Source organism: Streptomyces sp. NPDC059499 (genome assembly GCF_042749285.1).
In the GTDB taxonomy this organism is placed as follows: Bacteria; Actinomycetota; Actinomycetes; order Streptomycetales; family Streptomycetaceae; genus Streptomyces.
Genome location: NZ_JBHYTT010000008.1, coordinates 35,632 through 49,238 on the forward strand (window position 1 = coordinate 35,632; position 13,607 = coordinate 49,238).

The 13,607-nt window shown below is 71.2% G+C and carries 12 protein-coding genes; 8 read left to right on the forward strand and 4 right to left on the reverse strand.

Features of this window, described 5'->3' with window-relative positions; all coding sequences use genetic code 11:
* Positions 1-113: 113 nt before the first annotated feature.
* The 3 genes from ACFW9O_RS19640 to ACFW9O_RS19650 form a co-directional block, all read right to left on the reverse strand.
* On the reverse strand, positions 114-1,661 hold the full coding sequence (locus tag ACFW9O_RS19640) for an N-acetylmuramoyl-L-alanine amidase (protein WP_384610872.1): 1,548 nt from the start codon (positions 1,659-1,661) through the stop codon (positions 114-116).
* Positions 1,662-1,853: 192 nt separating this feature from the next.
* The gene (locus ACFW9O_RS19645) at positions 1,854-2,585 is read right to left on the reverse strand and encodes a nitroreductase family protein (RefSeq protein ID WP_351174315.1); all 732 of its coding nucleotides are present in this window, start codon (positions 2,583-2,585) and stop codon (positions 1,854-1,856) included.
* A gap of 90 nt (positions 2,586-2,675) precedes the next feature.
* Complete coding sequence (locus ACFW9O_RS19650) at positions 2,676-3,119, reverse strand: nitroreductase family deazaflavin-dependent oxidoreductase (RefSeq protein ID WP_351174313.1); 444 nt, start codon at positions 3,117-3,119, stop codon at positions 2,676-2,678.
* Positions 3,120-3,349: 230 nt separating this feature from the next.
* Between ACFW9O_RS19650 and ACFW9O_RS19655 the strand changes: the two genes are divergently transcribed.
* From ACFW9O_RS19655 to ACFW9O_RS19665, 3 genes are read left to right on the forward strand one after another with little or no spacing between them, the layout of a single operon-like run.
* Positions 3,350-3,583, forward strand: coding sequence for an acyl carrier protein (locus ACFW9O_RS19655; protein WP_351174311.1), 234 nt, complete (start codon positions 3,350-3,352; stop codon positions 3,581-3,583).
* Positions 3,580-4,854: a beta-ketoacyl-[acyl-carrier-protein] synthase family protein gene (locus ACFW9O_RS19660; RefSeq protein WP_384610874.1), complete on the forward strand. Its 1,275-nt coding sequence runs from the start codon at positions 3,580-3,582 to the stop codon at positions 4,852-4,854. The genes ACFW9O_RS19655 and ACFW9O_RS19660 overlap by 4 nt, the downstream gene beginning before the upstream one ends.
* A 15-nt stretch (positions 4,855-4,869) precedes the next feature.
* Positions 4,870-5,802: an alpha/beta fold hydrolase gene (locus ACFW9O_RS19665; protein ID WP_384610876.1), complete on the forward strand. Its 933-nt coding sequence runs from the start codon at positions 4,870-4,872 to the stop codon at positions 5,800-5,802.
* A gap of 56 nt (positions 5,803-5,858) precedes the next feature.
* Here the strand turns inward: ACFW9O_RS19665 and ACFW9O_RS19670 are convergent, their stop codons facing one another.
* Positions 5,859-8,273, reverse strand: a complete 2,415-nt coding sequence (locus tag ACFW9O_RS19670) for an endonuclease/exonuclease/phosphatase family protein (protein WP_384610878.1) — start codon at positions 8,271-8,273, stop codon at positions 5,859-5,861.
* A gap of 540 nt (positions 8,274-8,813) precedes the next feature.
* Between ACFW9O_RS19670 and ACFW9O_RS19675 the strand changes: the two genes are divergently transcribed.
* The 5 genes from ACFW9O_RS19675 (at position 8,814) to ACFW9O_RS19695 (ending at position 13,602) form a co-directional block, all read left to right on the forward strand.
* Entirely contained in the window at positions 8,814-10,067 is a 1,254-nt protein-coding gene (locus tag ACFW9O_RS19675; protein WP_384610880.1) for an ROK family protein, read from the forward strand.
* A 299-nt stretch (positions 10,068-10,366) separates the two neighbouring features.
* Positions 10,367-10,912 (forward strand): flavin reductase family protein, encoded by a 546-nt coding sequence (locus ACFW9O_RS19680; RefSeq protein WP_384610882.1) that lies wholly within the window; start codon positions 10,367-10,369, stop codon positions 10,910-10,912.
* A gap of 13 nt (positions 10,913-10,925) precedes the next feature.
* Positions 10,926-11,990: an ABC transporter substrate-binding protein gene (locus ACFW9O_RS19685; RefSeq protein WP_384610884.1), complete on the forward strand. Its 1,065-nt coding sequence runs from the start codon at positions 10,926-10,928 to the stop codon at positions 11,988-11,990.
* Complete coding sequence (locus tag ACFW9O_RS19690) at positions 11,987-12,859, forward strand: ABC transporter permease (protein WP_384610885.1); 873 nt, start codon at positions 11,987-11,989, stop codon at positions 12,857-12,859. Before ACFW9O_RS19685 ends, ACFW9O_RS19690 begins: the two co-directional genes overlap by 4 nt.
* Positions 12,835-13,602 carry an ABC transporter ATP-binding protein gene (locus ACFW9O_RS19695; protein ID WP_329206103.1) on the forward strand — a complete coding sequence of 256 codons (768 nt, stop codon included), beginning with the start codon at positions 12,835-12,837 and terminating at the stop codon, positions 13,600-13,602. Before ACFW9O_RS19690 ends, ACFW9O_RS19695 begins: the two co-directional genes overlap by 25 nt.
* Positions 13,603-13,607: the final 5 nt, after the last annotated feature.

A 13,607-nucleotide genomic window follows, 5' to 3' on the forward strand; every position in this document is an offset into this window, starting at 1 on the left:
TTTTTGCTGTTTTTTATGTTTAAACCGAGGCTGTTGGGGGGGTGGGGGGGGGGGGGGCGCGCGCGCCGGGCCCCCCCCCCCCCCCCCGCGGAGGTTGCGGAGGACCGGAGGAATCAGAGCCCGGCCTGCAGTGCCTTCCAAGTGTCGGGGCCCACGCTGCCGTCCGCGTCCAGACCCCTGCCGTCCTGGTAGAGACGCACGGCCGTTTGCATCCCCGAGCCGAAGCTTCCGTCTACGGCGACCGTCGACCCGAGCGCCGCGGTCAGGGCCCGCTGCAGCCGCTTCACGTCAGCGCCGCTCGCACCCTTGCTGAGCGTCGGTGTGGTCCCGGCCGACAGCAGAGCCGTCCACGTCTTCGGGCCGACCGCCCCGTCGGCGGAGAGCTTCCGGGTCGTCTGGAACGCCTTGACGGCGTTCTGCGTGGTCTGTCCGAAGACACTGTTCTCGGCACCCGCGTCGTACCCCTGCTGGTTGAGCAGGTGCTGGACGGCCTTCACCTGGGGACCGGTCGACCCCGACCGCTGGGTCGCGTACGAGGTGAAGTCCAGCTGGACGCCGGCGCTGCTCGCGCCGCCCCCGACCAGCTGCATGTAGTAGGTCCAGTTCCAGTTGACGCCCGGGTCGGTGTGGTCGTTCCCGGGGGCCTCGCTGTGCCCGATGATGTGGGACCGGTCCTTCGGGATCCCGTACCGGTTGCACAGGTACGCGGTCAGCGCCGCCGAGGAGCGGTACATCGAGTCGGTGAACCACGACGCGTCGTCGATGAAGCCCTCGTGCTCGATGCCGAGCGACGAGGCGTTGGCGGTCTTGGCGTGCCAGCCGGTGTCCTTGTCGCGCACCGTCTGGGTGATCTGGCCGTCGGAGGAACGGACCACGTAGTGGGCGCTGACCTGCGAATCGGGGTTCTGGAACCAGCTGATCGTGCCGGCGTACGAGCCCTGCGCGACGTGGATGACCACCTTGTCGATGGTCGCCGTCCGGTTGACCGCGTAGTTGGCGGTACTGGCGGGGACCCACAGCGCCGAGGGGTAGTCGGGGCTCGGGGCGGTCACGCCGGCCGAGGCCAGGGCGCCCTTGTCGGGGGAGACCGGGCGGGAGGTGACCGAGATCCGTTCGCCACCGGGCACCGTCGCCCGCAGCCCCTGGGCGAGGAAGGCGTAGACGTTGTCCGCGTAGAGCGCGGACACGGTGCCCTTCGCCCCGCTGTAGCGGGCGACGGCCGGGTACCAGGCATCGATGTCACGGCGCTCGGCGCCGTCCAGGCCGAGTGCGTCGGCGTGGCTCCGCAGGAGGGCCGCGCCGCCCAGGATGTTGGCCTCGGTGTCCTGGCGCAGATCGGCCGCGGATTCGCCGGTCAGGGCGGAGGCCTTCTCCAGGGAGCGGTTCGTGGGGTTGCTGACGAGGTGCATCACGCCGTAGCCGCCCGCCTGGCTCGGGCGTCCGTCGTGCCCGTCCAGGTGGGTTTCGCCGTAGCCCACGGCGGCGAGCAGGTCGCGCGGTACGCCGAACTTCTCGGCTGCCCGGGTGAAGGCCTGGTTCATGGGATCCGGCGCGGCCGGGGCGGCGGGGGCCGGATGGCCGGCGGCGACGACGGCGGTGACGGTGAGAGCCGCCAGAAAGGCTGCGCGACCCCGGGTGTGGCCGGCGGGGCTTCTGGGCATACCTGCTCCTGGTCTGTGGGGAGAGGACTGACCCCCGGGCCCGGGTGGGGTGGGCCGAGGGCGCGAGCCCGCACAGGCTATCGACGCGATCAGGGCATGACAGCACGGCGCAAGCGTGTCCAAATCCCTTTCACTCCAATGGAGTTGGAGTGATTCCGGCACCCCCGACGGGGGTGCCGGAGCCCCGTGCGGCTACCAGCGGTCCCGGTGGATGACGTCCGCCACCGGGCGGCGCCGGACGGGCCCGAAGTTGCCCTGCGGCCACCCGACGGGAATGGCGGCGAAGGTCTCCATGTCCTCGGGGATCCCGAGCGCCTCCTTCCACTCCTGCTCCAGCATCAGATGCCAGATGGTCAGGTTGGCGGCGAGCCCCAGGGCCCGTGCGGCGAGCAGGATGTTCTGGACGCCGGGATAGACGCACGAGCCCTCGGCGAGTGCCTGGAAGCGCGTCTGCGTGTCCGTCATGTGCGCCAGCCCCGCCGGGCCGAGCGACTCGGCGTAGACCTGGAGGCCCTCGTCGTCGAACTGCGGCTCCGGGAACCGGTAGCAGGGGATGATCAGCGCCGGTGTGTCCGCGAAGTGGTCACGCTGGTACTCGATGGCCGCCACCATCCGGCCGTACGCCGCGTCGTCCATGCCCTTCGGCGCGTACTTGCCCGTGGTCGCCAGGTACGCGTCCACGCAGCGCTTCCACAGGGGCGCCAGACGGGCCATCACCTCGCGGTCGGTGACGACGACGTACTCGTAACACTGCATGTTGCCGCCGCTGGGTCCCCAGACGGCGGCCTGTATGAGCTTCTCGATCGTCTCGTCCGGCACGGCGTCCGGCTTGAGACGGCGCATGGCGCGCATGGTGGACATGGTCGGGAAGAGTGCGGGCCCGTCGAGGGCGGACGCGTCGGACTGAACCGTTTCGAAGGTCATGATCGCGGAGTGTACGCATCAGCAAGCCCTGCAGGGACCCCTGTTGGAGGCCGGCTCGGCCAGGCCGGTCGGCCGGACCGTCCGGGCAGGTCAGCGCCGCCGGAGCCGTACCACGGGGATGTCGCGGCCGGTGCCCTCCTGGTACTGCGCGTACCGGGGGAAGGCCGCCACCAGGCGCGGCCACACCCTGGCCTTCTCCTCGGGCGAGAGGGTCTCGGCGAGTGCGGGGAAGCGCTCCGTGCCGACCCTGAGCTCGACGGCGGGCTCGGACAGCAGGTTCAGGTACCAGAGCGGATGGCTGTCGGAGCCGCCGTTCGATCCCACGATCAGGTAGTCGTCGCCGTCGCGCCCGTACATCAGGACCGTGCGCCGTACCGCCCCGCTGCGCCTGCCCACGCAGTCCAGCAGCAGGCACGGGACGCCGAGCTGGGTGGTGCCCTTGGTCCCGCCGGACGACTCGTACAGCTCTGCCTGCTTGGCCACCCAGTTCGTCGGGCTGAGCCGTACCGGACCGTCGTGCCGCTCCGTCGCCATGACCGCTTCTCCCTCTCGAGGCTCCCTGTGCGCACCCATCGTGTCACCCGTTCCGGCGGCACATCGGATTCGCACACCTGGCCGTCCCCCCTCCTCACGGGGGAACGGGGGCCGGAATCCCGGCCGTGAAGGCGTATAAAGGGTGCCTCCGGAGCAGCCGGCGCCCCCGATGGCCGTCCCCAACCCCACGCGGCCGGCGTCACCGCGTACGAGAGCGGAGGAGCGTCCCCATGAGCACCTCGGAAGAGATCAGCGCCTTGCTCGTCACCACATTCGGAACGGATCCCCTGGCCATCCGGCCGGAGGTGCCCCTCCGTCAACTGCGCCTGGACTCGCTCGCCCTGGAGGAACTCCGGCTCCTCATCGAGGACCGGATGGACATCGATCTCGAGGATGTCGTCCTCTCGTCGCGCGACACCGTGGGCCAACTGGTCGCGGCAGTGCGCAGCAAGGCCGGCGCGTGACGGCCCGGCGGCCGTTCGCGCACACGTCCGCCCGTCCGGGGGCCGAACCGTTCAGTGCCGCTGTCACCGGGATCGGCCTGGTGACCGCCGCCGGTGTCGGGATCGAGGCGGCATGGCGCGGGGTGTGCGACACAAGCGTCGCCCCCTCGGTCATGCACCGGCCCGAACTCGCGGGTCTGCCCTGCGACTTCATGTACTCGATCACGGACCTCGACACCAAGGCCGTACTCGGCGTCGCCGCGCAGCGGCTGATGGACCGCTTCTCGCAGCTCGCGGTGATCGCCGCACGGGAGGCCGTCGCCGACGCCGGACTCGACCCGGCGGTCTGGGACAGCGGCCGGGTCGCCGTCGTCATCGGCTCGGCACACGGAGGGCTGCCCTTCTACGACGCGCAGCACACGACCCTCACCGAGCGCGGCGCGCGACGTGTCTCCCCGAAGCTCGCCCCGCTGTCCGTCGTCAACGGCGCCGCCAGCAGCGTCGCCATGGACCTGGGTGTCCACGGCCCCAGCCAGGCGGTCTCCACGGCCTGTTCCTCCGGCACCGTCGCCATCGGCACCGCCCACCAGATGCTCCGCACCGGAGCCTGCGACATCGTCGTCGCGGGCGGCGCCGAATCGGTCTGCTCCCGGCTGCTCATCGCCAGCGCCTGCCAGATGCGTGCCGTCTCCACCCGCCGTGACGACCCTCAGGCGGCCTGCCGGCCCTTCGACACCCACCGCGACGGCTTCGTCGTCGGCGAGGGCGCGGGACTCCTCGTCCTGGAACGTCCCGAGCACGCACGGGCCCGCGGGGCCACGGTCCGCGCCCGCGTCGCCGGCTACGGGGCATCGAGCGACGCCCACTCCGCCGTCGCCCCCGACCCGGACGGGCTCGGCATCGAACGGGCATTGCGCACCGCCCTGGCCGACGCGGGCCTCGACGCCTCCGACATCGGCCACGCCAACGCCCACGGCACCTCGACCGTCGCCAACGACCTCATCGAGGCGACCATGCTGCGCCGGGTCCTCGGCGAACACCCCCTGGTCACCTCCACCAAGGCGATGACCGGGCACACCCTGGGAGCCGCGGGGGGCATCGAGACCGCGCTGACCGTCCTGGCGCTCCAGCACCAGCTCGTACCGCCGACGGCCAATCTCGACGCACCCGACCCCGCGATCCCCCTCGACGTGGTGAGCAAGGAGGCCAGACGGGGCGCGTTCGACTGCGCGGTCAAGACCTCGCTCGGTTTCGGCGGTCACAACGCGGCGCTCGTCCTCACCAGGGCCTGACGGGAAGGGAGCACCATGCCCGAGGAGATCATCCGGTCCCTGTCCGTCCAAGGGCTGCGGTACGGCTATCGCATCCTGCCCCGTGCCGAACCCGTCCACGGCCCGGGCACCGAACCCGTACTCGTCCTCGGCGGCGCGCTGCAGGGCATGTTCGGCTGGCCGCAGATGGACGAGCACCTCGGCCCCGTGGCCGACGTGGTGACCGCGGACCTGCCCGGCATGGGCGGTGCGGACCCGCTGCCTGCCGGCGACTGTGCGGGCATCCTGCGTGCCGCGGTCACCGGGATCATCGACGACATCGGCGCGCCCCGGGTCAACCTGTTCGGCTTCTCCTACGGCGCGGCCATCGCCTTCGGCTGCGCGCGGCACGACCCCGGCCGCATCGCCCGGCTCGTCCTCGGCGGCGTTCCCGTCCACATCGGCGCCGCCCAGCGGAGTTACTGGCACCGGGCCACGGAGCGGCTGGCCGAGGGTGACGCGGAAGGATTCGCGGAGCTGGCCGCCGACGGCCTCATGTGCCTGGACCCGGACCGTCCGGTGCACCGCAGGGAACTCGCCAGGCGCTACGTACGCCGCTCGTTCCTGCACGCACTCAGCCACTCGCCGCACGCCGCCGACTCGCTGCACCGGGCGCTGGGGGACCGGCCCGACTTCTCCGGGGGACTGACCGGCGTACCGGCCCTGGTCTTCGCCGGGGAGCACGACACGGTGACCTCGCCCCGGCGGCAGCGGGAGTTCGCCGCGACGATCGAGGGGAGCCGCTTCCTCACGTTGCCGGAGTCCGACCACTGGGTGGTACTGGAACGCTCCGACGAGGTCGCCGCACTCGTCACCCGCTTCTTCACCGACGGACCGCAGGACCGACCACCGGGTCCGCCCGCAGCCCGCGCACTTCCGCGTCAGATCCCGGCCCCGGACGGCGCGGCAGCGACCCGCGCGGGCGCCTGAACGGGTTTGCCGAACGGGATCCGGGGACGGCCGGTGCCGGCCGTCCCCGGAGGCGGTCAGTGCTTGTGGCCGCCGTTGCCGTGCACGTCGACCCGCACGATCTGCGGGTCGTGGTCGCTCGCCTGGTCGGCGAACTCCGCGTTGATGTGCACCACGTCGTAGTCGAAGCGGCGGATCGCGGGGCTGGTCAGAATGTGGTCCAGCGTCTGCGAGTTGCCGTCGAACACGTAGCTGTACTGCTCGCTCCTCGGCAGCGTCGTGATCAGTGGCTTGAGTACCTTGCCACCGGTCAGCGCGTCCATCGTCGGCGAGAACGCGAAGTCGTTCAGGTCGCCGAGCGTGATCACCTGCGCCGACTTGTCCGCCTTCAGGAGCGAGCGGACGAAGGTGTTGACCTCCGCCGCCTGCTGGACCCGCTTCGTCTCCGAGCTGCGCACCGGCTCCTGGTAACGCCCGTGCAGGGGCTGGTCGCCGCCCTTGGACGCGAAGTGGTTGCCGATGACGAAGACCGGCTTCCCGCGGAAGCGGAACTCGCCCACCAGGGGCTTGCGGCTGTCGTCCCAGGCGGCGCTCGTCGGGTTGATCCGGCCGGGCGAGACGGAGAGCGTGGCACCCTTCCTGGTCTTCACGGCCGTCACGGCCGTGGTCGCGTCGCCGCCCGCACGGTCCACGAAGTCGACCCGCTGGGGGTTGAAGAGGAAGACGTTGCGGATGTTGCCGCCGGGCTCGCCGCCGTCCTTGCCGTCCTCGGGTGCGACGTAGCGCCACGCGTAGCGCGGTCCGCCCGCGGCGACGATCGCGTCGGTGAACCGCTGCAGTGTCGCGTCGGAGCCGACCGTGCCGTCGTTCGCCGCGCCGTTGTCGTCCTGGATCTCCTCCAGCGACACGACGTCGGGGGAGGCGAGGCTGACCGCGACACCCTCGGCGAGCGTGTCGAACTTGGCCTGCTCGTCGAGCGCGTCGAGGTTCTCCACGTTGTACGTGGCGACGGCGAGCTCCTTGCGCTTCTGCTTCCGTGTCACCTCGCGCCGCAGCCCGTTGTCGGTGAGCGTGCCGAGCTCGGTGGCCTGGAGGTTGTACCCGCCGAACGACGCGTAGTCGATGACGCCCGTGGTGGAGCCGGAGAGCTCGTCGCCCACGTCCGCCACCGGGACCGGCTGCGCGGCGTTCAGCGACATCACCTTGATGCGGCCGGTGTTCTGGTCCTCGTACGAGGCGTAGAGCGTGCCGCCGCGCCGGGTGCGGTTCTCCTCCGGCTTGACGGTCACCCAGACCTCGTCGTACGCGGTCGTCGCCCCCGTCACCCGGGTGTCGGCGATCGTGACGCGGGCACCCTCGACCGACTCGTACAGGTCCAGGGCGTACGTGGCCGGGTCCAGGGCCAGCGCGTCGATCGACCCGCCGCCCGCCGTCGGCACGTACGCGTCGGGCACTGAGTCCGCGTCGAGGACGAGGGGCGCGGGCAGTGCGTTGCCGGAGGACAGGACCGTGGTCTTCGGGGCGGTGAGCTGGGTGAGCGACTGGGTGGTGGAGGACGGGTAGTACTCGGCCACCTTGCCGCTGACCAGCACCGAGTCGCCCACGGCGACGGTGGGGGCGGCGGAGCCGGTGTACACGAACAGGCCCTCGCTCGTACGGGCGTCGGCGTCCGGTGCGTCCTGGATCCAGAAGCCGCGCGAACCGCTGGTCCGTACGCCGGTGACGATGCCGGGAACACCGGTCACCGCCTGGCCGACGAGCGGCGAGACACGGGTCGTGCCCTGGATGTCGTGCACCCGTACGGTGCCGGGCTCGGTCGGTCCGCCGGGCTCTCCGGGGCCGGATCCGCCCGACGTCTCGCCGGCCGCGTTGACCGGCGTCGGGGTGCCCGCGGCCAGGTCCGCCGCGTTGTCGTCGGTGTCCGCGAGGGATGTGCCGCGGGCCACGGAGGCGGTGGCGGAGGTGCCCGTCGCCGGGCCGGTGCCCTCACGTACGACCGCCGAGCCGTAGCCGACGAGGTCCACGATCCGGGTGTCGACGGCACAGTCCGCGGCCGTCTTGCAGGTCAGCGGTGTCGTGCCGGAGACCAGCGCGACGGTGCCGCTCGCAGCGGACATCGCGACCGTACCGGTGGCGTCAGCGGTCGGCAGTGCCACCGTGCCGCCGGTGCCGGCGGCCTGCGCGACGAGGTAGCGGCCACCGGGCGCGACCGCGCCGGACAGCTCGGAGACCTGCCACAGCGAGCCGGCGGACGGGGTGCCCGGCAGGTACTGGACGCTGAAGCCCGACAGGCCGAACGGGCTCGAACCGGCATTGGCCAGCTCGATGAAGTCGCGGGTGAGCGTCGCACCGGAGTTGCCGCCGCCTCCGTACACCTCGGAGATCACGGCGGTGGAGGACGGGGCCGCGAAGGCGGCGGGCAGCGCGGTCACCGAGAGGGTTACGGCGACGGCGCCGGCCAGCAGGGCGGAGCCGGGTCTGGCTATGTGCACGGGAACTGCCCCCAAGTTGTAGTGAGGTGGCAAAAACTATGCGCGTAGACCAGGAGTGACAAGGCATCAAGAGGTTAATTCCTGGAAACGCCCGGGTATGCGGATGCCGCGGCCGTCCGTGTCAAGCGCCGAAACGGTGCCGCCACATGCTCTCAACACCCTTTCAACGTGGCGCAACACGCGTGCAACACACGTTCTTGGACAGTCGTCCCAGCATGCGGGCAGTGGTTTGACCGGCTTACGCCGCTCCGGCTACGTTGCGCGGCATGCAGCGATCCGCACACCTGACGACGCGAGGTCATGTCGACCTGAAGCGCGTGTGCTCCGCGGCGTGTCACCGGGCCTGAACACACGGAGCCCGCGCGAGGCACCCACGGGGACACACTCCCCCTGCCTGCCGCGGGCGCCCCGCCGCACGGGATGAGCGGAATCCGGACCGGACCTGTACCGGCCGGTTCCGCCACGAGGACCCCCCGCACCTTCGCCGGGGCGGGACCGCACCCGTACCGCCCGCTGCCACCGAGGACCTGGAAGACACCTGTGAAGAGTCTGCCTGCGCCCGCCCGCCGCACCGGTCCGCTGCGCCGCTCGGACATTCCCGTGGCCGGAGCCGCCCGCCGTGTCTCCGGCACGGGATCCGTGCTGAGCGCCATCCTCGACCACGGCCCGGTGGCCCGCTCCACCGTCGCCCGCGTCACGGGCCTGTCGCCCGCCTCGGTGACCGGACACGTGGGACACCTCCTGTCCCGCGGTCTGGTCCGTGAGAGGGAGGAGACCACCGGACCACGAGGGCTCGGACGCCCCCACATACCGGTGGAGATCGACACCGGAAGGTTCCTGGTGGCCGGGGCCCATATCGCCGTCGCGCACTCGACGGTCGCCCTGATGGATCTGCGCGGCCGGGTGGTGGCCGAGGACCGCCGGCCGCACCTCAGTACCGAACCCCGCGGGATTCTGGCCGACCTGGCAGCCCGGCTGCCCCGGCTGACGGCCGCTCACGCGGCCGGCCGGACCGTGCTGGCCCTGGGCGTGGCCACCGGCCACCGCGTGGACTCCGCCGCCGGAGTGGTCGTGGAGCACCCCCATCTCGGCTGGCGCGCCGTGCCCGTACGGGAGATCCTGGCCGCCGCCACCGGGCTGCCCGTCCATGTGGACAGCCACTCAAGGGCCTTGGCGCGGGCCGAGCAGATGTTCGGTGAGGTCTCGACACGGGCCAGCACGGTGCTGCTGTTCATCGGCGCGGTCGTCGACGCCGCCTTCGCCACCGCGGGCGAACTGCACCGGGGCCCGCGCTCCGGAGCGGGCAGCGTGGCCCATCTGCCGCTCGGGCCGGGGGGATCGGGCGACGCGGAGCCCTGTAGCTGTGGCCGTACCGGATGCCTCCAGTCCGAGGTCTCCGAGCGTGCCATGATCCGCCGGGCCGCCGAACAGGGCCTGCGCGTCGCGTCGTTCACCGAACTGCTCGACCACGCGATGGCGGGCGAGCCGCGCGCGGTGGCGCTGTTCCGCCGCCGCGCCCGGCTGGTGGGCCGGGCAGCCGCACTGCTGCTGGACATGTTCGACCCGGAGTGTCTGGTGGTGGTCGAGCCCGGAGCGGGCAGGCTGCCGCACTGCCTCGCCGACCTGCGGGCGGAGGTGGCCGAACGCTCCGTCGTGTGCGACGACCCCGAACGCGCGGTGGTGTCGAGCAGCTTCACGGGATCGGTCCTGGCCACCGCGGGTGGCGCGGTCGCGCTCGGCGCGCTGTACACCGACCCGCTGGGGCCGTGGCCCGCACTGCCCGCGGTTTCCTGACGCTCGGCAATACCCGACTTAATTCAGATCGTTGCATTGTTGACCCGCCCTCACCCCGAACGGGAAGATGGATTCATGACCAGCCGACAGCGGAATTCGAGGAACGTGCCCCAGGTGGCACCTTCCTGCCGCGCGGCCGCGCCGGTGAGCGATATCGCCCGGCGTTCCTGTTGTCGCCCCTGTCCGGGTAACCGATAACCCTCAGCTGATTTTCCGGGCGGTCCGCACCACGTGCGTGTCCATTTTCCGCCCGCCTGTTTCGTGCACCCATTTTCCGCCTTTCCGACCGGGGAGAGACGTTGACCGTCACTGTGTCTTCGTATGCCGCTGTCCAATCAACCGAAACCACCGCGCCAGGAATTGCCCCGGAACGCTTCAAGCAGGCATTCCGCAGGTATCCCGCAGGTGTGGTCGTCGTCACCGCCGACGCCGGCCACGGGCCGGTCGGCTTCACCGCGACCTCGCTCACCTCGCTGTCGCTCGCCCCGCCGCTGGTCTCCTTCGGCATCGGGACATCGGCCTCGTCCTGGCCCCACATCGAGCGGGCCGCCACCGCGGTCGTGAACTTCCTCGGTGTCGAACAGGAGGCGCTGGCCACCACGTTCGCGACCAGCGGCATCGACCGCTTCGCCGCGCCGACCCGTTGGAGCCGGCTGGCGGGCGGTGAGCCCGTGCTCGACGGCGTGACCGGCTGGCTGCGGCTCACCGTCCAGCACATCGTCCCGGCCGGCGACCACCGCATCGTCGTCGCCCGGGTCGAGGAGTCCTGGCTCGACGAGGGGCGCAGCCCGCTGCTGTTCCACGACGGCTCCTACCACTCCATCCGCCCCACGCACGATCACTGATCAGGAATTCACCATGACACGCAAAGAAACACAGCGGATCCTTGCCCGCCGGTCCTTCCTCGCGCTGGGGGTCGGAACCGTTCTGAGCCTCGCCGCCTGCTCTCCGCAGACCAAGGCCGTGGCCGGTGCGGAACCGGCCGGCGCCCTGCCTTCGGGAGATCCGCCGCCCGGAACGAAACTGACCGTCGCGGTCCGTACGGCTCGACTCCAGCTGGAGCCGGCCGGGCTCGCGAAAGAACTGAACTTCACCGTTACGGAATGGCCGAACCTCTCCGCCGGGCCCGACATCATCCAGGGATTCCGCGCGAAATCGATCGACCTGGCCACCAACGCGGGGATCCCGCCGATCCAGGCGCACGCCATCGGTGTCGGAGCGAAGATCGTCGGGGTGCAGGTCCGTAAGAAGCCGACGTACGTCTTCGCCACGGCACCCGGATCGTCCATCAGGAAGGTGGAGGACTTCCGGGGCAAGAAGATCGGGTTCTCCCAGGGGCAGGCCCAGGGCGTGGTCGTCCTGCGCGCACTGAAGGCGGCGGGTCTCAGCAACAGCGACGTCGAGCTCGTCGCCCTGCCCAGCACCCAGTTCCTGACCGCCCTGCAGTCCAAGCAGGTGGACGTGGCCCCGCTGGGCGAGCCGACCATCACCAAGTACCTCAGCCAGTACGCCAAGGACGGCGCCCGCGGGGTGAAGACGGAGGTCGTGGACCTGCTGACCGTGCTCTGGGCGCCGAACGAGGTCCTCAACGACCCGGCCAAGGCGGCGGCGGTGCGCAGCTTCGTACCGCTGTGGGCGCGGGGCCAGGTATGGGCGTGGGAGAACAGCGACGAGTGGATCGACACGTACTACGTGAAGGACCAGGGCGTCACCAAGGAGGACGGCAAGCGCATCGTCGCCTCCCTCAACAAGCCGCACTTCCCGGCGAACTGGGACGAGGCCATCGCCTGGGAGCAGGAGACCGCGGACCTGCTGGCCGAGGGCGGCTTCGTACCCGAGCAGAAGGCGTCCGAGCTGTTCGACCGCCGCTTCGAAGGGCTGGCGGCCGCGGCCGTGGCCGCCGAGTACCGGGAGGGGTCATGACGGATCTGCTGGCCAAGGCACGCGAGGCCCGGCCGCAGGCCGTGGAGGCTCCACGGGCCGCCACGGAGGCCGCGCCCGCATCCCGCGGCACCCGGCGGCGGCTCGGCCCCGGCCGGTCCCTGCCCTTCGGGCGGCTGATCGGGCCCGTGCTGCTCGTCGCCGCCTGGTGGGCGGCGTCCGCATCCGGCTATCTCGATCCCCGCATCCTGTCCTCGCCCGGCACCGTGCTCGCCACCGCGGGCGACCTGGTCTCCACCGGCCGGCTCCAGGACAACGTCCTGATCTCGCTCCAGCGCGCCGGACTCGGCCTGTTCTTCGGGGTGTCGGCCGGCGTGATCCTGGCCGTGGCGGCCGGACTGAGCCGCAGCGGTGAGTACCTGCTGGACGGCCCGCTCCAGATCAAGCGGGCGATCCCGTCCCTGGCCATGCTCCCGCTGCTGATCCTCTGGCTCGGCATCGGCGAGCAGATGAAGGTCACCGTGATCGCGCTCGGCGTCGCGGTGAACATGTACATCAACACGTACGCCTCGCTGACCGGCATCGACAGCAAGTACGTGGAACTCGCCGAGGGACTCGACCTGGGCCGCTGGCAGTTCATCCGCAAGGTCGTCGCCCCGGGCTCGCTCCCCGGCTTCTTCGTCGGCCTGCGCCTCGGAGTCACCTCGTCTTGGCTCGGCCTCATCGTGGTCGAGCAGATCAACGCCACCAGCGGTATCGGCTACATGATGTTCCAGGCCCAGCAGTACGCCCAGTCCGACGTGATCATCGTGGGGCTGGTGGCCTACGGGATCTTCGGCTTCGCCTCCGACGCGGCGGTACGCGCAGTCGAAAGGAGGGTCCTGTCATGGCGACGCACACTGGCGGGCTGACGGAGGTCCTGCCCGGCACCGAGGGCGAGCGGCCCGCGGTACGCACGACGGGGCTGGTACGCAGGTTCGGCGACCGGGTCGTCCTGAAGGACCTCGACCTGACCGTGGCGCCGGGGGAGTTCACCGCGCTCCTCGGCCGCAGCGGCTCCGGCAAGTCCACCCTGCTCCGGGCCGTGGCCCGCCTCGACCACACGGTGGAGGGTTCCGGTGAACTCCTCGTACCCGAGCGGGTGTCCCTCTCCTTCCAGGACTCACGCCTGCTGCCCTGGCTGCGTGTGCTCGACAACGTCATCCTCGGTCTGCGCGGCCCGAAGGCCCGCGAGCGGGGTCTGACCGCGCTGGCCGAGGTCGGCCTCGAAGGCCGCGACCGCTCCTGGCCCCACGAGCTGTCGGGCGGCGAACAGCAGCGCGCCGCCCTGGCCCGGGCGCTGGTCCGTGACCCCGAACTCCTGCTGGCGGACGAGCCGTTCGGAGCTCTGGACGCGCTGACGCGGATCAAGATGCACGGCCTGCTGCGCGAACTGTACGAACGCCACCGCCCCGCGGTCCTCCTGGTGACCCACGACGTCGACGAGGCCGTCGAACTGGCCGAGCGGGTGCTGGTACTCGAGGACGGCCGGATCTCGGTGGACCTCAGGATCGACCTGCCGTCCCCGCGCTCCCGTCGCGACCCGCGCTTCCAGGAGTACCGCGACACGCTGCTCGGCGCCCTCGGTGTGGCGCAGCCCCAGCTCACGAACTGACTTCC